Raw genomic sequence first — 16795 nt, 5'->3', positions numbered from 1 at the left:
GCGGACCACCCGGCTCCGCCGTACCATCCGCCGGGACACAGCCTGGCTCCCGCGGCTCGGATGTCACGGCCATCCGCTTTCCGGCCAGAGGCCATGGCCGAGACGACGCGAAAGCACGTCAAGCAGGCCTCGGCGGGCAAGGTTGTCCGTTCACACCTACGAACCGGGAAGTTCGCCTGGTTTGCCCACAATGCCTTTGGCGAGTTCGGCGGTGGCGTAGAAGCTGCCCGCCGGGAAGGCGATCTCACCGTTGATGAGTTCGTCCCGTACGTAGTCCACCCGCGTGCCGAGAAACTCGTACGTCGTGGCGTCAAGGACGAGGTACGACCTGGAGATCACCTGACCGTCCGTGTCGTGCTCGGTGCCGACTCCCGGGGCGCCCCGCTCGTAGGCGATCCCGATGCCCGCCCTGCCCGCCGCGTCGCGCACGCCGGAGTCCACCCGCACACCCGGGATCCTGGCGAGGGCCCGGAAGATCGCCCCACGCAGCCTGGGCGGCACCGGCACCTCCTGGTCGAGGTAGACCGACAGCACCCGGAAGGCCCGCGCGTCCGGGGGCTCGCCGGTGTCCCACCTGGGCTTGGTCTCCCAATGCCGGTCACCCCTGACATGTGCCAGCAGCCGGTCGGGGTCGGTGGGCAGTCCGGCCAGCCTGGCCGCGTACTCACGCGGGGTCAGGTCGTCGTCGTCCGGGTCCGGCGTGGAGCCGAACTGCTCCAGTGGTCCCCGCCCCCACCGTACGGCCCGCCGCGTGCCGTCGTAACGGATCCAGGACTCCTGCGTCTCGGGCGCCGCGTCGTTCGGCTGTTTGACCATGTTCTTCCGGTACAGCCACTGGTCGGCGCGTGGTTCCGGGGTGAGCGCGCGCCGTTCGGACACCTGGGCGGCCCGTACCAGCACGACCGCCGCGTTCATGGGCCTCGTCTCGACGGCGACCGAGGGGCGTGCTTCCTGAGGCGGCGGGACGGCGCCGTTCACCACCACCGCGACGGCCACCGCACCGGCCGCCGCACTGACCGTCACGAGCAGGGACGGTACGAGCCGGAACCGGCGGCGAGGCCTCAGCACGCGGGCGCGCAGGGCGTTCAGCCGGTCCGCGCCGGGCTCGGGCGCGTCCGCTCGCATGCCGTTCAGCAACTTCAGGTCATCCACGGGTGTCCTCCTCAACGACGGCTGACGGATCGGCACCCAGCGCCGCACGGGTCTTCCTCCTGGCTCGGTGCAGCCGCGAACGCACCGTGCCGACGGGTACGCCGAGCGCCAACGCCACCTCCTGGTAACTGAAGTCGGCCCAGGCCACCATCAACAGCACCTCGCGGTCCTGCGGTGAGAGCACCGCGAGCGCCTCGGCCAGCTCCCGGTGTGCCGCCGAGGCCGAGACGCGAGCCTCCACCCGGTCCGCGTAGCTCTCCGCCACCGTGTCCGTCCCGGTCCTGGCCAGCGCCCGGTACGCCCTGACCTCGGCGCGGCGGTGTTTACCGATGAGGTTGGCGGCGATCCCGTACAGCCACGGGCGGGCGTCGCGGTGGGCGGTGTCGTAACGCCCAAGCCTGCGGAAGGCCGCGAGGAAGGTGTCGGCCACGACGTCGTCGGCCAGCGACTCGCCCAGCCTGCGGGTCACGTATCGATGGAGCGCGGGAGCGTGCCTGTCGAACAACACGGAGAACGCTGCGGGATCACGCCGGGCGCGGGCGATCACCTCCGCGTCGTCCGGTTCGGTTTGGGCGATCAAACGTGGGCTCCGTTCGTGAGAACTGGTCACCCTCCTTCACCCGATCCCGGGCTCCGGGTTCTCGCCCGCTCTCAATGACGAGAGGCCGCCCCCCGGGTTCCCGTTGGACGGCCCCTCATCATGGCCGGTCACGCGTGCTCCGGTGTCCGGAGGTCAGGGGGAGGTGAGCAGGGTCAGTCCGTACCGCCGCAGGATCTCGTTGATGGGCACGTAGTAGGAACGGCCTCCCGCGCTGCAGTTGCCGGAGAAGCCGAGCAGGATTCCCTGCAGCTGGCCGTTCGCGTAGAGGGGAGATCCCGGCGGGGTGCCGGGCTCGAAGCAGATGCTGGTCACGAGCAGGCCGGTCACCGTTCCCTGGGGCAGGCTCAGCGAGGCGTTCCTGCCGAGCAGGGTGCCGCACCGCCACCCGGTCGTACCGCCGAAGCCGCAGACCTGGGAGCCGACGGGAACCGGGGTGCTGCCACGAACCGGCAGGTCACGACCGCCGGGGACTCTGAGTACGCCGACCGGTTCCCAGGCGGAGGTCACGCTGACCCAGGCGCTGGAGGGGATGGGGTGGGTCGAGGCACGGATGGTCCCCACGACCGCCCCGTTCGCCGCACGCACGGTCTCGCCCGGAGAGCCGCAGGTCCCGGAGGTGACGAACCCGCCGGGAACGGCCGCTCCGACCGTGCAGCGGCCGTTGGTCCCGAAGGAGTCGCCGACGTAGATGGGGGTGCCCGTCTCGGCGAAGGCCACTCCAGGAGTGGACAGAAGAAGGCCGAAGATCAACAGAAGAGATATCCGTCGCATCATGAACTGACGGTAATTTTCACAAAGACAACTGCCAATAGTCATCCCTCCTGATCCGTCACATATCGCCGTCCCACACCACGGCGAGGACACGGGTATCCACGCGAACCGTCCGAGGCCGTCCGGTCTCGGACCCCGCCGCTCCCGTTCTCACGAGAGAGCCGGAAGGCCAGGTCAGGGATCGCCGATCCGGCCCCGCGGAGAAAACCGTTCAGCAGGCCGGGTCATTCGAGCCGGCCCTTGACCATCCCGACGATTTCGTGGGCGGCGAAGTCAAAACGGATTGTCAGAAACGACAAGGCGTCACCGCAGGGCGTTCTCGGCCTGGTGAAGGCACAGAAAGCGCTTGCCTGACTCCTCCTGGTCCGTATTGTCCATTTAGGACAATTTCATACCGGAAGTGGCTTTGCCGTTGAAACCGGAGGAAGCACACATGAGAAGTCGATTTACGGCCATGTCCGCCACCGCCTTGCTCACCGCGTCGCTGCTGGTGGGCACCGCGTCCCCCGCCCACGCCACCCTGACGGGCTGCACCACCTGGCAGGAGGGGTACGTCGTCCACAGCAAGTGCACGGGCGGCACAGGCACACAAGCGGTTTACGTGAGCGGCGTGCACGTGAACCCCGCGGTGGGATGGGTCGCCATGACCGGCCCCCGGGTGGGGGTGGGCGAGGTGTCCTCGGTCAACTTCCCGGGCACGGTGTGGTACCGAAGCACCACCCTGTACGACTGATGCGACCCCGAGCGGCATAGATCTCTGCGGAGGACCGGCACAACCGGAAGGTCGGCGAAGCCCCTGGCCGTGGAACACCAGGCCAGGGGCTCTTTCCCGGTGGTCGTGAGAGGCAGGAGAGGTGGACTCGAACCCACGGTCCGGAGACCATGAGGCACCCGCGCCCCTGTGACACGGCGTGCCGTCTGCCCCTGGGTTTGCGGTTGGCGACCTGCTTCCCGCGCTCAAGGACGACCGCCTCCATACCGTGCCGCCGGATCTTCCTGGAGGAGTGGCCCTTGTCGCCCGGCACACGATCCGGGCGGGTGCGGGGCCGGTCGACGCGGCGCAGCCGGAAGGCGGCCGCGACCGCGTCGAAGACGGTGCCGTCGGCGATGTCACCGCCGGTCAGGTGGGGCCTGGTGGTCAGTCCTCCGCGGGAGCGTCCGAGGGCTTGTCGTCTTTGCGATTGTTCCGCGTCTTCCCCCTCTCTGGCTCCGACGGCGTGCTGGTGAGGCAGGCGATGGTCGATCCGATGCCGCCCTTGACCTGCGGTTCTTCCAGTCCCCTGGCCCAGGCGCCGTCCTCGTCCCAGCGCTTGAATCGTTCGTAACGGATCTGCCAGGGACCGTAGCGCTCCGGGATGTCTTCACCAGGGGCTCCGGTGCGTAGCCGCGCAGGATCCCGTTGACGACCTCACGGTAGGTCACGCCAGGGGGCGTCTCCCCTGGCGTCCGTCGCGGCCAGCGGGAGCTCGATCCGTTGCCAGGCCCTGTCGGTCAGCTCACCCCGTCGCACCACGGACGATCACCCAGCCGCGTCCGAGGCGATCGTTTACAGGCATTGCCTAGAGTTGGTGGCCGACGCCACCTCTGCCCCGGAGGCACGATGAGTGTGAATGAGCGGCCGACCGGTTCCCGCCCGGCCTGGCGGGACGTACGTGGCTACATGAACGGTCGCCGCCACGACCTCGTTCGCGTCGCCGGCCGATTCCATGACGGCTACCGGCGGGTGGGGGCGACGCCCCTGCTGACCCGTGAGGACTGGCTGCTGAACGAGCCGCTCCCCCTCGACCGGGTCACCCTGAAGTGGAGCGATCAGGCTTCTTCCCCGGTGGTGACGGGCGAGGAGCCGGAAGCCCGTCCGGCCCTTCCTGAGGACAGCGCGAACTACTCCGAGGCCATCGCCCGTCACGACAGACCCGCCCTGTTCGAGAACCGGCCGTGCTACCGGTTGCTTGACGTGTCGTGGCCGACGTTGAGCTTCACCGGCGGTTCCTACTTCGACGGTGTCAACGTCGGGGAGACCGCGGCGCACGAACTGGCGTCGGCCCGGCTTCTCCATGAAGAACGGCTCCCTTTCCGGTCCCTCGTCGGAGACCCCACCGACCTGAGTAGACGTGTCGTGCTCCCCGCCGTCTCAATGCTGACCTTGCGGCAGGACCGGACCGGAGACATGACATTCGTCCTGCACTGGCGCGACCCCGCCAAGGTCGCGCACGCGGGTGGCCTCTACCAGGTCATGCCGGTGGGCGTCTTCCAGCCGATCAGCGCCGCGTCGTCCAGCCAGGACTTCGACCTCTGGAAAGGCATGGCGCGGGAGTACAGCGAGGAGTTCCTGGGGCGCTCCGAGGTGTACGGCGAGGCCTTCTCCTACGGGTCCTGGCCCTTCTACCGGCGGATGGAGCAGGCGAAGGCCGACGGCCGCCTCCGCTCCTTCGTCCTTGGCCTGGGGATCGACCCGCTGACGTTCGCGGCGGACATCCTGGCCGTCACCGTGATCGAGGCGGAGGTGTTCGACGAGCTCTTCGAGGACATCGTCAACGACAACGACGAGGGGCGGGTCGTCGAGGTCGCCGGCATCCCGTTCCAGGCCGACCAGGTGAGCCGATACGTCCACCACGAGCCGATGCAGGCCGCGGGCGCGGCCGTACTGGACCTCGCCTGGCAGCACCGGCAGAACCTCACGCCATAAACCGGGCCACCGTGTGAACTGACGGCTTCCTAGAAACTCCGGCACGTATTGCACGACCGAGAACCCTGGCAGGGAAACACCACGTCAGAGGCGCTTTCCTGATGGTCGCAAGAGGTAGGGCGGGCGGGACTCGAACCCGCGACCCAGGGATTATGAGTCCCCTGCTCTAACCGGCTGAGCTACCGCCCCTCGCGCACGCCGTACTGCCGCATTCAACCAAAGGTCGGCGCCGTTCGCACATCGGCCGAGCGGGACGGGGCCAAGATGTGACCTTGAACGGCGACGCCGGGTTTCGGTGGAGTCGCTACCCTACGGGGGGACCTTGTTGGAGGATGTTCGATCATGCGCGTTGTTGAGGCTTTTCGTGAGACCTTCCAGGCGGAGCCCGAGGGGGTGTGGCATGCCCCGGGGCGGGTGAACCTCATCGGTGAGCACACCGACTACAACGACGGGTTCGTACTGCCGTTCGCCGTCCCGTGGGGGGTCACCGCGGCGGTCTCCCCCAGACGGGACGACCTCATCAGGCTCCGCTCGCTGCAGGCCGACGGGGTCGTGACCCTCGGGAGTCCGGACGAGGCCGAGGGGTGGGCGCGTTACGTCGCGGGGGTGTTCTGGGCGCTGCGCGAGGCCGGGCATCCGGTGCGGGGGGCGGACCTGGTCGTCGACGGGAACGTGCCACAGGGCGCGGGGCTCTCGTCGAGCGCGGCGCTGGAGGTGGCCGTCTGCGTGGCCCTCAACGACCTGTACGGCCTCGGCCTGGAGGGGATGCGGGTGGCGCTGGCCGCGCGGCGGGCGGAGAACGACTTCGTCGGCATGCCGTGCGGGATCATGGACCAGGCCGCCTCCGCGCTCGCGCAGGAGGGCCGGGCGCTGTTCATGGACTGCCGGAGCCTGGCCATCAGGAACGTCCCCTTCGACCCTGCCGGGCACGGCCTGCGGCTGCTGATCGTCAACACCGGGGTGCGTCACGCGCTGGCCGACGGCCAGTACGCCCGCCGCCGCCAGGAGTGTGAGAACGCCGCCAAGCGCCTCGGGGTGGCCTCCCTGCGCGACGTCACGGATCTGGCGGGCGCGCTCGGCAGGCTCGACGGCGACGAACGCAGGCGGGTCCAGCACGTCGTGACGGAGAACCACCGGGTCGAGGCGCTGATCGGGTTGCTGAGGGCCGGGGCGGTGCGGGAGATCGGCGCGCTGCTGAACGCCTCCCACCTGTCGTTGCGCGACCAGTTCCAGGTCTCGTGCCCGGAGCTGGACGTGGCCGTCGAGGCGTCGGTCAGGGGCGGGGCCAGGGGTGCCAGGATGACCGGTGGCGGCTTCGGCGGCTCGGTCATCGCACTGGTCCCCGACGAGCGGGTGGAGGCCGTACGGGAGTCGGTGAGCGCCGCCTACGCCGAGCGCGGCTGGGCCGCCCCCGGGATCCACCCGGCGGTCCCGTCGGCGGGTGCCCGCCGCCTGGCCTGAGGACGACCGGTCCGGGAACCGGAACGGCGCTCTCGAAGCGTCCCAAAACCCCGCGGACATCAAAAGACGACACGGCCGCCTCCGAGAACATAAGCAAGACGGCCACCCGAGAAACGCCAGAAAACGACGTGGGCACCTGAGAACCACGACAGCGACCAGGAAGCGAGACGGCCGCCGGTAGACCGACGAAGGACAGCCGGTGGACCGACGGAGGACAACGTGGCGCTTCGAGAACGCGACAGCGCCGAAACGTCTCAGGAGGTGGTCGCGAGTTTGGGCACCGCGCCGAGCAGCTCCCTCGTGTAGTCGTGCCTGGGCAGGAAGAACACCTCGTCCACGTGCCCGTCCTCGACGACCCGTCCCTCGCGCATGACCACGACCCGGTCGCTGATGTGGTGGACGACCCCCAGGTCGTGCGAGATGAAGATCAGGGCGGTCCCGTCGGCCGCCTGGATCTCGCCGAGCAGGTCGAGCACCTGGGCCTGTACGGAGACGTCCAGCGCGGAGACCGGTTCGTCGCAGACGAGCACCCGTGGCCGGGGGGCCAGGGCTCTGGCGATGGCGACCCGCTGCCGCTGGCCGCCGGACAGCGCCCGAGGGTGACGTCCCGCGATGTCCGCGGGCAGCCCGACCCGTTCGAGCAGTTCGGCGACCCCGGCGGCGCGTTCCCGTCCCGGCCCGCCGAGAGGCTCGGCGACGAGACGGCCGACGGTGTAGCGGGGGTCGAAGGAGTCCAGCGGGTTCTGCGAGATCACCTGGATGACGGAGCGGCGGGGGCGGCGTTCCCGTTCGGACAGCTCCGACCAGGGGGAGCCGTCCAGCCGTACCCGCCCGGCGACGGGCCTCATCAGGCCCATCACGAGCCGGGCGACGGTCGTCTTGCCCGACCCCGACTCCCCCACGACACCGACGGTCTCTCCCGCGTGGACCTCGAAGGAGACGTCGTCGACCACCCGGCGGGAGCCGTACTCGGCCGACAGGCCTCTGACCTCGACGACCGGTGAGCCGTGGTCGACCTTCCGTTCCGGCAGCGGGGTGCGCAGCGGGACGCCGCCGGTGGCGATGGCCGACAGGCGGGTTCCCCTTGAGGCGGCGGACGGTACGGCGGCCAGCAGCAGTCTGGTGTAGTCCCGCTCCGGGGCGGAGAGCACCCGGCCGGTCGGTCCCTCCTCGACGACCACGCCGTCCTTCATGACGAGCACCCGGTCGGCGATGGAGGAGACGACTGCCAGGTCGTGGCTGATCATCAGCAGCGCGGTGCCCTCGGCCCTGCGCGCGGCCAGCAGGCGCAGGATCTGGGCCTGTACGGTGACGTCGAGGGCGGTGGTCGGCTCGTCCGCGATGAGCAGCGGCGGGCCCGCCGCGATGGCCGAGGCGATCAGCGCTCGCTGGCGCAGCCCGCCGGACAGCTGGTGGGGGTACTGCCCGGCCCGCAGCCCAGGTTCCGGGACGCCGACCGCGTCGAGCAGTTCGAGCACCCTTTCCTTACGGCCCGCCCGGGGCACGACGTCGTGGGCGGCGAGCACCTCGGCGATCTCGGCTCCGACGGTGCGCAGCGGGTCGAGGGAGACGAGGGCGTCCTGGAGTACGAGCCCGGCGAAGCGCCCGCGCAGCCTGCGCCAGTCACGTGGCCCGAACCGGCGGGCGTCCCTTCCCCTGACGTCGAACCTTCCCGCCGTCACGGTCGCGCCCTGTCCGGTCAGCCCGACCAGGGTCCTGGCGGTCACGCTCTTGCCCGATCCGGACTCCCCCACGATCGCCACGCACTCGCCTTCGGCGATCGACAGGTTCACTCCCCTGACGGCCTCGACCCCCGCCCTGGGGAAGGTCACACGCAGGTCCTCGATCTCGATGAGGTTCACGGGAGTCTCCCCTCGAAACGGCGTTGGAGGCGTCGTCCGACCACGGTCAGGCTGACGACGGTCAGCGTGACGGACAGGCCGGGGAAGAGCACGGTCCACCAGGCCACACGCAGGTAGTTGCGTGCCTCGGCCAGCATCGAGCCCCATTCGGGGTCGGGTGGCTGCGGGCCCATGCCGAGGAAGCTGAGTCCCGAGGTGGCGATGATGGCGGTGCCCATGCCGATGGTGGCGAGTACCGGCAGCGGCCCCAGGATGTTGGGCAGCACGTGTCGTGCGACCAGGACCGGCCGGCGCAGTCCGAGGGTGACGGCCTGTTCCACGTAGCCGGAGCGGCGCACGACGAAGGTCTGCCCTCTGATGACGCGGGCGTAGTTGGGCAGCTGGACCAGTCCGATCGCGATGATCACGTTGCCCGCGCCGGGGCCGGTGACGCTGATGACGAGCATGGCGAGCAGCAGTTCGGGGAAGCTGGCCAGCACGTCGAACAGCCGGCTGAGCGGCTCGTCGACGTAGCGGGGGGACAGCCCGGCCAGCGCGCCGAGGACGGTGCCCAGGACGGTGGCGAACAGGATGGCCGCGGCGCCGATGCCGAGCGAGTACCCCGCGCCGTGGACGACCCGGGAGAACACGTCACGGCCGAGGTGGTCGGTGCCGAACCAGTGCGGCGCGCTCGGCGGGGCGAGCGCGTGCAGTGGGTCGGCGGCCAGCGGGTCGGCGTCGCTCAGCAGGCCCGGGGCCAGGGCGGCGACCGCGACGACGGCGAGGATGAGCAGTGAGACCGCCTGTCCGGGGCGCACGCCGTACCGGCGTGGGACGACGGCGGGAACCGGCCCGTCGCCGGTCAGCGGCGGCGCCGTGGCCTGTTCCCTGTCGGAGACGGTCATCGGCCCTTCCTCAACCGGGGGTCGATCACGAGGTAGGCGAGGTCCACGAGGGTGCTGACCGTCACGTAGACCGCGGCGGCCAGCATGATGACCGCCATGACCACCGGCATGTCCTTGCCGGTGACCGCGACGAGGGTGATCTGGCCCAGGCCGGGCCTGCCGAAGACGGCCTCGACGACGATCGCCCCACCGAGCAGGACGCCGACGAACCAGCCGGTGAGGGTCACGGCGGGCAGCAGCGCGTGCCGCAGGGCGTGCCTGGCGACGAGTCGCCACTCGGTGATGCCGCGCGAGCGGGCGGTCACCGCGAACGGTTCCTCAAGCGCCCGTTCCAGGCCTTCGCGCAGCACCTGGCCGAGTGTTCCGGCGATCTGCAGGCCGAGGGCCAGGGCGGGCAGCACGAGGGAGGCGAAGCCGCGGTCGCCGGAGACGGGGAACCAGCCGAGGGTGAAGGAGAAGACGGCCAGGAGCAGGAGACCGGCCAGGAACGGCGGGACCGAGGCGGCGGTCAGCTCGGAGAGTCCGGCGAGCCCGCCGGCCCAGGAGCGGCGCCCCGCGGTGGTCAGCGCGAGTACCAGGGCGATCGCGACGCCGAAGGCCGCCGCGGTGAGCGCGAGCCTGACGGTCGGCCAGACCTGCGAGGACAGGATCTCGGCGACGTCGCGCTGCAGGACGTAGGAGCGGCCGAGGTCGCCGTGCAGCAGCCGCAGCAGGTAGTCGGCGTACTGCTGCGGGACGGGGCGGTCGAGCCCCCATTCGGCGACGATCGCGGCCCGCCGCTGCGGGGTGTCGAGGCCGTCGGCGATGAGGACGTCCACGGTGTCGCCGGGGACGAGCAACAGCGCGGCGTAGGCCGCGGTGGCGGCGACCCAGAGCACGACGAGTCCTGCTCCGAGCCGCCTGACCACCGGGCCGGTCCACCCGGCGGCGGCCAGCCCCCGCCGCCGGGTGAGTGTGAGGGTGCTCACGTGCCTGTCCGGACGTCGTAAGCACTGTTGGGGGTGCCGGAGACCGGCTCGAAGGTGATCCCGGTGACCCCGGCGCCGTAGGCGACCTGGTCCGCCGGGACGTAGAGCGGCAGCAGCAGCGCCTCCTCCGCGACGACGGTCCGCTGTGCCCTCGCGTAGAGCTCCTTGCGTCTGGCCTGGTCGGAGGTGGTCGAGGCCTCGGCGAGCAGCTTGTCCAGGTCCGCGTCCTCGAAGTGGGTGCGGTTGATCGCGGCGCCCTTCGGCAGGATCAGGTTGAGCGCGGCCCCCGCGTCGGTGTCGCCGCGCGAGTTCTGGAACAGTTCGTACTGGTCGTCCTCCAGGGCCTTCTGCTGGGTGCCCTGGTCGACCACCTTGGGCTGGAAGTCGATGCCCGCGCTCTGTTTGACCGCGGCCTGTACGGCCTGCGCGAGGACGTCGCGGCGGTCCCTGACGTAGGGGGCCGACTCGACGGATCGGACGGTCAGCCGCTTGCCGTCCTTGACCCGGAAGCCCTCGGCGTCGCGTTCGGTCCAGCCCGCCTCGTCGAGCAGTTCGTTGGCCCGTCGCGTGTCGTTGCCGTAGGTGTTCTCCAGGGAGGCGTCGTAGAACTGCGGGCTGCCCTGGCCGACGATGCTCCAGGCTCGCCTGGCCGTGCCCTGGTAGACCGAGTTGAGCACGGTGTCCACGTCCACGGCGTCCCTGAAGGCCTCTCGCACCCGTTTGTCGTCGAAGGGCGGGTGCGAGACGTTGAAGTAGTAGGAGAACGCGCTGCCCGAGTTGAGGCTGGTCTCCACCCTCACGCCGGGGTCGGCCTTGAGCAGGCCGAGTTCGGTGGCGGGCACTCCCTCGATCACCTGGACCTGTCCCGAGGTGAGCGCGCCGACCCGGACCGCCGCCTCCGGCAGGAACCGGTAGGTGATCTCCGCCAGGTAGGCGGGTCCCTGGTGCGCGGCGTTGGGCGGTGCCCAGTTGTAGGCGGGGTTGCGCCGGTAGTGGGCCTCCTGGCCGGGGGTGAACCGGTCGAGGATGAACGGTCCCGTGCCGACGAGGTCGGGACCGCCCGCCTTGAGGTCCTTGGCGTTCCTCAGCGACTTCGGGGAGACCTGTCCGGCGTACGGCGAGGCCAGGAAGTCCAGGAACAGGGCGTCGGGCGCCTTGAGTGTGATCTTCAGCGTGTAGGGGTCCGTCACCTCGGCCGAGGAGTACTCACGCAGCTGGATGCCGGCGACGGCGGGGTTGTACCCGGGCGCGACGAGCTGGTCGAGGTTGGCCTTGACCGAGGCCGCGTCGAACTTCTCCCCGTCGTGGAAGGTCACGTCCCTTCTGAGCTTGAAGGTGTAGGTGAGGCCGTCCTTGGAGACCTCCCACGAGGTGGCCAGCCACGGCAGGAACTCACCGTCCCTGCCCCTGGCGACGAGCGCGTCGAACTGGTTGTGCACCAGCAGCCTGGCCTTGTTCTGGCCCCACTGCTGGGGGTTGAACGTGATGGGCTGCGTCTCGATCGCCCACACCAGCGAGTCCCCCTCGGTGCCGCCGCCTGAGGCCGGGTTCGCGGCCCCGGTCTCGGTTCCGCACGCGGCGAGCGTCAGCATCCCGGCCAGAGCCAGGACGCCCCGTTGCGCTTTCACTTACCTTCTCCTCGGGGAGTCGTGCGCCGCCTCAGGCGACATGTCTGATCTCGGTGGTGACGGCCTCGGACAGCACGATCCGGGCCAGGGCGTCGGCGTGGCGGAAGAGCGGGGCGTCGAGGCCGGGTCTGGCGAAGCCGCCGGTGACCCGTCCGCCGACGACCCAGGGGCCGAAGGCGAACCTGCGGGGGTGCGGGGTGTCGAGGCGGTCGAGCAGGCGGCGGTCGGCGGGCCGTACCCTCAGCAGGCCCGACGACTCGTCGATCTCGCCGCGGTCGCGCAGCGCGGAGATCAGCGGGTCGGTCGAGCGGCTCACGCTGGGTGCGGGCAGCCTGGCCTCGACGAGGGACCTGGCGGTGACGGCGCCGGGCAGGGTGGGGCTCTGCGCGACCCATCGCCCGCCGCGGTGCTCGACCCTGACGTCGGCGCCGAGGAAGGTGACCACGCCCGCCCTGGCCAGGGCCTTGAGCTCCTCAAGCCGGGGGCCGGGCGGGCCGCTGGCGACGTAGCTGAAGAAGCCCTCGAACCACCGGTCGGAGATTCCCCGTTCGGCGAGGACGCCGTTGACGGACAGTAATCCGAGGATCAGGGCGTGGTCGGCACTGTACGCGGAGTCGGAGCGTCGTTGCAGGTCGGCGGCCATGTAGCCGTCCATCCACCGCCGCAGTCCCGCCTGGTCGCCGAAGCGGATCCGCTCCAGCGGCCGGTCGAGCCGGTCCAGGTCGAGCCGGTCGGCGTGCCGGGGTACGGCCTTGCGGATCAGCAGCCGCATCCCGGGGCTGCGCCATTCCTCTGCGGCGAACCGTTCGGCGAACTCCGGCCAACCGGTCCTGACCCGTTTCGGATGGCTGTTGAGGAGTTCGTGGTAGTAGGCGAAGGCGAGTTCCTTGGCGGCCAGGGGCCACACGTCCCGCCGGAAGTTCCACGGCCCCTCCCCCAGCGCCCCCGCCGTCAGGAAGCGCGGCGCGGGCGGCCGGAGCCCCTGGAAGCGGTAGGCGGTCTTGGCGTGGTATGGCACACCGCGCCGAGACCCCACGTGCAGCAGCGGTTCCCGCCCGCTGGGCAGGTAGACGAGCTCCCCGTCGTGTTCCCTGACGAACCGGCCGCCCCTTCCTGAGGTGAGCAGCACCATCAGGTCGACGAAGGCCAGTCCCAGGCCGCGCACGATCACCGGTTCACCGGCGGGCAGCCGGTCCAGGCCGAGGTCGAGGTCCGCGGTGTAGCCGGTCGGCAGGTAGCGCAGGCCGCTCTCCCTTGCCAGGGCCGTCAGCCCGCGTTCCTCCGCCGCCGGGGTGACGTCGCCGTGTCCCTGCGCGAGGATCACGGCGCCCACCTCAAGGGTCGTCCCGTCCTCAAGCAGTACGGCCTGGCCTCCCGGGACGTCGGTCAGGTCGAGTGCCCGGGTCCGGTGCACGTGCACCCGGACACCGCGGGGGGCGGTGTCCACGGCTCGCCGGAAGGCGTGGGTGAGGTAGGCGTTCTGCACGGGCCGGGGGACGAAGCGTCCGGGGTCGCAGCCGAGCCACTCGGCCAGCGAGGGGCCGGGGCGGATCGGGCCGACGCACCGGACGGACTCGTCGGTGAAGAGCGTCACGTCGGCGGCGGCGGAGTTCATCCAGAGCAGGTCGGGTTGCCGCTCGCGCCAGACCCTGCCGCCGCCCGGCGGGTAGGGGTCGATCACGTGGACGTCGAGCGACGGCCAGCTGAGCAGTTCGGCGGCGTTGGCGCAGATCCGCTCGACCAGGCAGGTGCCGGTCGGCCCGGCGCCGACGATCGCGATGGAGGCGCTCACGCCGACCACTCCCCTCTCGTACGGTCCGTCACAGCGCTGCTCTTCGATGGGGCAGGTCCCAGTCGGGGGTGGCGGGCTCGACCGGCACCCGCCACGGGTCGGTCTCCCCCGTGGGGGAGGCGAGCACGGTGAGGTCGGTGTTCTCGCGGAAGGCGGGGTGCTGGTAGAGGTCCCTGGCGTAGTCCCACAGGTTGGGGAAGGCGGTCAGCGGGCGCTCGCTGATCCTGGCCGACGGGTTGTCGCTCACGTCGAACCTGACCAGGGTGGGCCAGAGCCGTACGTCGGACTCGGTGACGGCGGAGCCGAACAGGAACCTGCGGCCGGCGAGCCTGGCGTCGAGTTCGTCGAGGAAGCCGATCACGGCCTTCCTCGCCCGGTGGTACTCCGGTTCGGTCGTGGCGGCGGAGACCCGGCCCGCGGCGGTGTTGGCGTACTCGTAGATGCGCGCGTTGAGCGCGTCGATCTCGGTCCGCAGTTCCTCGGGGTAGAGGTCGGCCTCGGGGTCGCCGCCGAAGCGTGTGCCCAGGTCGATGGTGATGTCCGGGAAGTTGTTGCTGACGATGCGCCCCCCGTGCCGGTCCCACAGCACCGGCACGGAGACGTGTCCGTCGAATCCGGGTTCGGTCGCCTCGTAGGCCTGCCTGAGGGTCGCGAAGCCGTTGACCGGGTCGGCGCCGCGCCGCTCGCGGAACGCCCACCCCCTGCCGTCCCGCTCGTCGTCCACGTAGGACAGCGAGACGACGTCCTGCAGCCCTTTGAGGGAACGCACGATCGCCGTACGCTGCGCGTAGGGGCAGACCGCCGCAACGTAGAGGTGGTAGCGCCCGGCCTCGGCGGGGAACTCCCCGGTGCCGTCGTCGGTGATCCGTCCCTGGAAGGGGTAGCGGGGGCCGGGCCTGCCACCGGGCCGGTAGCGGCCGTGGGTGTCCAGGTCCACTGGGCTGGCGTAGTTGAGTGTGATCTCGGACATGTGACACTCCCAGGGCATGCCTCGGTGACCCGTGCGGGTCCGCGCTTGCGGCACGCCGACCGTGCCACCCGGTCCTCCCCGGGGGCACCCCGCCGCGGTGCGAGGGTTGCCGGTCAGCGAGCCGGGGCTTTGCACTGACACTCTTAACCTAGTTAGACGGTAGGAAATACATAGATCTCTGTCAACCCTTAAAGTCGGGGGATGTCTCATGAGATCGTCCGCGTGGTCTACCGCAAGTACGACGGCTCGCTGCACTGGAACCACCCGGCCCTGCTCCTCGGCGAGGACGAACACGGCGTGTGGGTCGGCTGCCCGCCCGGCAGCAGCGGCAGGCGGGGGCAGGAGCCGCCCGTCGTCTGGGACGAGCCGTTCGTGATCCTCTTCCCCCGTGACGCCTGGTGGACGGCCACCTTCAACGCGGCGCCGTACAAGGCCGAGATCTACTGTGACGTCTCGACCGTGCCGCGCTGGGACGGCGACGAGGTGACCATGGTCGACCTCGACCTCGACGTGATCCGCATGCGCAAGGACGGCCGGGTGCTCCTGGACGACGAGGACGAGTTCGAGGAGCACCAGGTCCGCTACGCCTACCCCAGGGAGATCGTGGAGGGCGCCCGCGCCTCGGCCGCCGCGCTGATGGAGGCCGTCACCGCCAGGACGGCCCCCTTCGCCTCACCTCCGCACTGGCTCTCCCTGGTCTCCGGGAACCGCTGAGAAGGACGTCACCGCCCCGGGCTCCACCGGCCCGCCGACCGCTCCCTGGAGTCGGGGTGGGTGACGAAGTTCGGCGAGAGCCGCTCCTGGTCGTAGTACCGGTGGAAGACCGGGGTCGCGGCCCCCGAGATGGGCGGGACGATCCAGCTCCAGTCGGCCGGGCAGATCCTGCCCGCGCTCTCCTCCCGCGCCACGTGCGTCAGGAAGCGCCTGGACTCGGCGTGGTGGTCGGTTATGGTGACCCCCGCCCTGTCGAAGGAGTACAGGACCGCCACGTTCAGCTCGACCAGCGCGTGGTCGCGCCACAGCGAACGCTCGTTACGGGTGTCCAGGCCGAGCCGCGCGGCGACCAGGGGCACCAGGTTGTAGCGGTCGGGGTCCGCGAGATTGCGCGCCCCGATCTCGGTCCCCATGTACCAGCCGTTGAACGGCGCGGCCCGGTAGCAGACCCCGCCGATCTCCAGGCACATGTTCGAGATCGCCGGTACGGCGTGCCAGCGCAGCCCCAGCCGCTCGAACCACGGATAGGCCGGGTGGGACAGCGGCACCTCTAGCACCGCGTCCCCGGGGATCGTGGACAGCACAGGCGGCCCGTCGCCCATCGAGACCGCCAGGGGAAGCACGTCGAAGGGCGTGCCCCGGCCGCCCGGCCAGCCGAGTTTACGGGCCATCGTGGTGAACCCGGCGTTGCGCGGATCGCCGACGACCGAACCGTCGTCCATCGCGTACCCCGCGTAACGGATGAGCTGCTCGTTCCAGATCCTCGGCCCCGGCGCCCCCGGCCGGTCCTGGGCGAAGATCGTGATCATCGGCCGGATCCGGCCGTCGGAGACGGCCTCACGGAGATGGTCGACGCACTCGACGGCGACCCCCTCGACCGTGTTCACCCGGCGCCGGTCGCGTACCCGCAGTGACTTCCAGTACAACCGCCCGATACACCTGTCGCTGTTGCGCCAGGCCACCCGGGCGCCGAAGACGAGTTCCTTCGGCGTGTGGGTGTAGGTCCCCGTCGCGGCGATCTCGGCGCGCACCTCGCGCAGCCTGGGCTTCACAGGGCCCGCGTCCGGGTTCTCCTCGTGGAACAGCGTCAGGAACTCCTCGGCGGCCGTCACGTCCACCGGCGGGGCCACCGGTTGGGAAGGCGGCTGCCACGGCGCCCTCCCGTCGTCCCGGTGGGCCCCCGCATAGCCCTGCGCGCGTGCTCCCTGTTCCCTCGCCGGCGTCTGGCGCCGGGGTTTCGGCCAAGTCGGCACAGAAAAACCACCTGTATACGTCTAACGGGTACGGCATGCCGTTCCGGGCGGCA

14 protein-coding genes, 1 tRNA gene, 1 pseudogene and 1 riboswitch are annotated in these 16795 nt (G+C 70.6%); of the genes and pseudogenes, 4 read left to right on the top strand and 12 right to left on the bottom strand.

What is annotated here, in order from left to right; genetic code table 11:
* Positions 1-156: 156 nt before the first annotated feature.
* The 3 genes from ACIBVQ_RS01500 to ACIBVQ_RS01490 form a co-directional block, all read right to left on the bottom strand.
* Positions 157-1152, bottom strand: a complete 996-nt coding sequence (locus ACIBVQ_RS01500) for a CU044_5270 family protein (protein ID WP_399174953.1) — start codon at positions 1150-1152, stop codon at positions 157-159.
* Positions 1145-1732, bottom strand: coding sequence for an RNA polymerase sigma factor (locus tag ACIBVQ_RS01495; RefSeq protein ID WP_386190214.1), 588 nt, complete (start codon positions 1730-1732; stop codon positions 1145-1147). Before ACIBVQ_RS01495 ends, ACIBVQ_RS01500 begins: the two co-directional genes overlap by 8 nt.
* Positions 1733-1885: 153 nt before the next feature.
* Positions 1886-2527 carry a S1 family peptidase gene (locus ACIBVQ_RS01490; protein WP_399174950.1) on the bottom strand — a complete coding sequence of 214 codons (642 nt, stop codon included), beginning with the start codon at positions 2525-2527 and terminating at the stop codon, positions 1886-1888.
* Positions 2528-2957: 430 nt separating this feature from the next.
* Between ACIBVQ_RS01490 and ACIBVQ_RS01485 the strand changes: the two genes are divergently transcribed.
* Positions 2958-3257 (top strand): hypothetical protein, encoded by a 300-nt coding sequence (locus ACIBVQ_RS01485; RefSeq protein ID WP_352008679.1) that lies wholly within the window; start codon positions 2958-2960, stop codon positions 3255-3257.
* 405 nt (positions 3258-3662) lie between these two features.
* On the opposite strand, the pseudogene ACIBVQ_RS01480 reads toward ACIBVQ_RS01485, so the two are convergent.
* Positions 3663-3899: pseudogene (locus ACIBVQ_RS01480) on the bottom strand (transposase); the annotation flags it as partial.
* A 225-nt stretch (positions 3900-4124) separates the two neighbouring features.
* On the opposite strand from ACIBVQ_RS01480, the gene ACIBVQ_RS01475 reads away from it, so the two are divergent.
* Positions 4125-5210, top strand: coding sequence for a hypothetical protein (locus ACIBVQ_RS01475; RefSeq protein WP_399174948.1), 1086 nt, complete (start codon positions 4125-4127; stop codon positions 5208-5210).
* Between the two features lie 115 nt (positions 5211-5325).
* Here ACIBVQ_RS01475 and ACIBVQ_RS01470 read toward each other — a convergent pair.
* A tRNA-Ile gene (locus tag ACIBVQ_RS01470) sits at positions 5326-5399 on the bottom strand.
* 153 nt (positions 5400-5552) lie between these two features.
* Here ACIBVQ_RS01470 and galK point away from each other — a divergent pair.
* Positions 5553-6671, top strand: coding sequence for a galactokinase (galK, locus tag ACIBVQ_RS01465; RefSeq protein WP_399174946.1), 1119 nt, complete (start codon positions 5553-5555; stop codon positions 6669-6671).
* A 254-nt stretch (positions 6672-6925) separates the two neighbouring features.
* Here the strand turns inward: galK and ACIBVQ_RS01460 are convergent, their stop codons facing one another.
* Genes ACIBVQ_RS01460 through ACIBVQ_RS01435 form a run of 6 tightly spaced genes read right to left on the bottom strand, consistent with a single transcriptional unit; the run spans position 6926 to position 14775 of the window.
* Positions 6926-8533, bottom strand: a complete 1608-nt coding sequence (locus ACIBVQ_RS01460) for a dipeptide ABC transporter ATP-binding protein (protein WP_399174944.1) — start codon at positions 8531-8533, stop codon at positions 6926-6928.
* The gene (locus tag ACIBVQ_RS01455; protein ID WP_399174942.1) at positions 8530-9417 is read right to left on the bottom strand and encodes an ABC transporter permease; all 888 of its coding nucleotides are present in this window, start codon (positions 9415-9417) and stop codon (positions 8530-8532) included. The genes ACIBVQ_RS01460 and ACIBVQ_RS01455 overlap by 4 nt, the downstream gene beginning before the upstream one ends.
* Positions 9414-10385 carry an ABC transporter permease gene (locus tag ACIBVQ_RS01450; RefSeq protein ID WP_352008667.1) on the bottom strand — a complete coding sequence of 324 codons (972 nt, stop codon included), beginning with the start codon at positions 10383-10385 and terminating at the stop codon, positions 9414-9416. Before ACIBVQ_RS01450 ends, ACIBVQ_RS01455 begins: the two co-directional genes overlap by 4 nt.
* On the bottom strand, positions 10382-12013 hold the full coding sequence (locus tag ACIBVQ_RS01445; protein WP_399174939.1) for an ABC transporter substrate-binding protein: 1632 nt from the start codon (positions 12011-12013) through the stop codon (positions 10382-10384). Before ACIBVQ_RS01445 ends, ACIBVQ_RS01450 begins: the two co-directional genes overlap by 4 nt.
* Positions 12014-12044: 31 nt before the next feature.
* Complete coding sequence (locus ACIBVQ_RS01440; protein ID WP_362910735.1) at positions 12045-13805, bottom strand: FAD/NAD(P)-binding protein; 1761 nt, start codon at positions 13803-13805, stop codon at positions 12045-12047.
* 28 nt (positions 13806-13833) lie between these two features.
* Entirely contained in the window at positions 13834-14775 is a 942-nt protein-coding gene (locus tag ACIBVQ_RS01435) for a glutathione S-transferase C-terminal domain-containing protein (protein WP_399174937.1), read from the bottom strand.
* 36 nt (positions 14776-14811) lie between these two features.
* Positions 14812-14924: riboswitch (SAM riboswitch) on the bottom strand.
* Positions 14925-14976: 52 nt separating this feature from the next.
* Between ACIBVQ_RS01435 and ACIBVQ_RS01430 the strand changes: the two genes are divergently transcribed.
* Complete coding sequence (locus ACIBVQ_RS01430) at positions 14977-15489, top strand: DUF402 domain-containing protein (protein WP_352008663.1); 513 nt, start codon at positions 14977-14979, stop codon at positions 15487-15489.
* An 8-nt stretch (positions 15490-15497) separates the two neighbouring features.
* On the opposite strand, the gene ACIBVQ_RS01425 is transcribed toward ACIBVQ_RS01430, so the two are convergent.
* On the bottom strand, positions 15498-16607 hold the full coding sequence (locus ACIBVQ_RS01425; protein ID WP_386190201.1) for a nitric oxide synthase oxygenase: 1110 nt from the start codon (positions 16605-16607) through the stop codon (positions 15498-15500).
* Positions 16608-16795 lie beyond the last annotated feature (188 nt).

Origin of the sequence: Streptosporangium sp. NPDC049376 (assembly GCF_044466505.1) — a bacterium.
GTDB lineage: Bacteria > Actinomycetota > Actinomycetes > Streptosporangiales > Streptosporangiaceae > Streptosporangium.
Note: the sequence above shows the minus strand (reverse complement) of the source record. Positions and strands in the feature narration are given on the sequence as shown.

Excerpts from the sequence above, each read along its gene's own strand:
- ACIBVQ_RS01490 (WP_399174950.1), bottom strand. The coding sequence starts at position 2,527 with ATGATGCGACGGATATCTCTTCTGTTGATCTTCGGCCTTCTTCTGTCC.
- ACIBVQ_RS01485 (WP_352008679.1), top strand. The coding sequence starts at position 2,958 with ATGAGAAGTCGATTTACGGCCATGTCCGCCACCGCCTTGCTCACCGCG.
- ACIBVQ_RS01475 (WP_399174948.1), top strand. The coding sequence starts at position 4,125 with ATGAGTGTGAATGAGCGGCCGACCGGTTCCCGCCCGGCCTGGCGGGAC.
- galK (WP_399174946.1), top strand. The coding sequence starts at position 5,553 with ATGCGCGTTGTTGAGGCTTTTCGTGAGACCTTCCAGGCGGAGCCCGAG.
- ACIBVQ_RS01455 (WP_399174942.1), bottom strand. The coding sequence starts at position 9,417 with ATGACCGTCTCCGACAGGGAACAGGCCACGGCGCCGCCGCTGACCGGC.
- ACIBVQ_RS01435 (WP_399174937.1), bottom strand. The coding sequence starts at position 14,775 with ATGTCCGAGATCACACTCAACTACGCCAGCCCAGTGGACCTGGACACC.
- ACIBVQ_RS01430 (WP_352008663.1), top strand. The coding sequence starts at position 14,977 with ATGTCTCATGAGATCGTCCGCGTGGTCTACCGCAAGTACGACGGCTCG.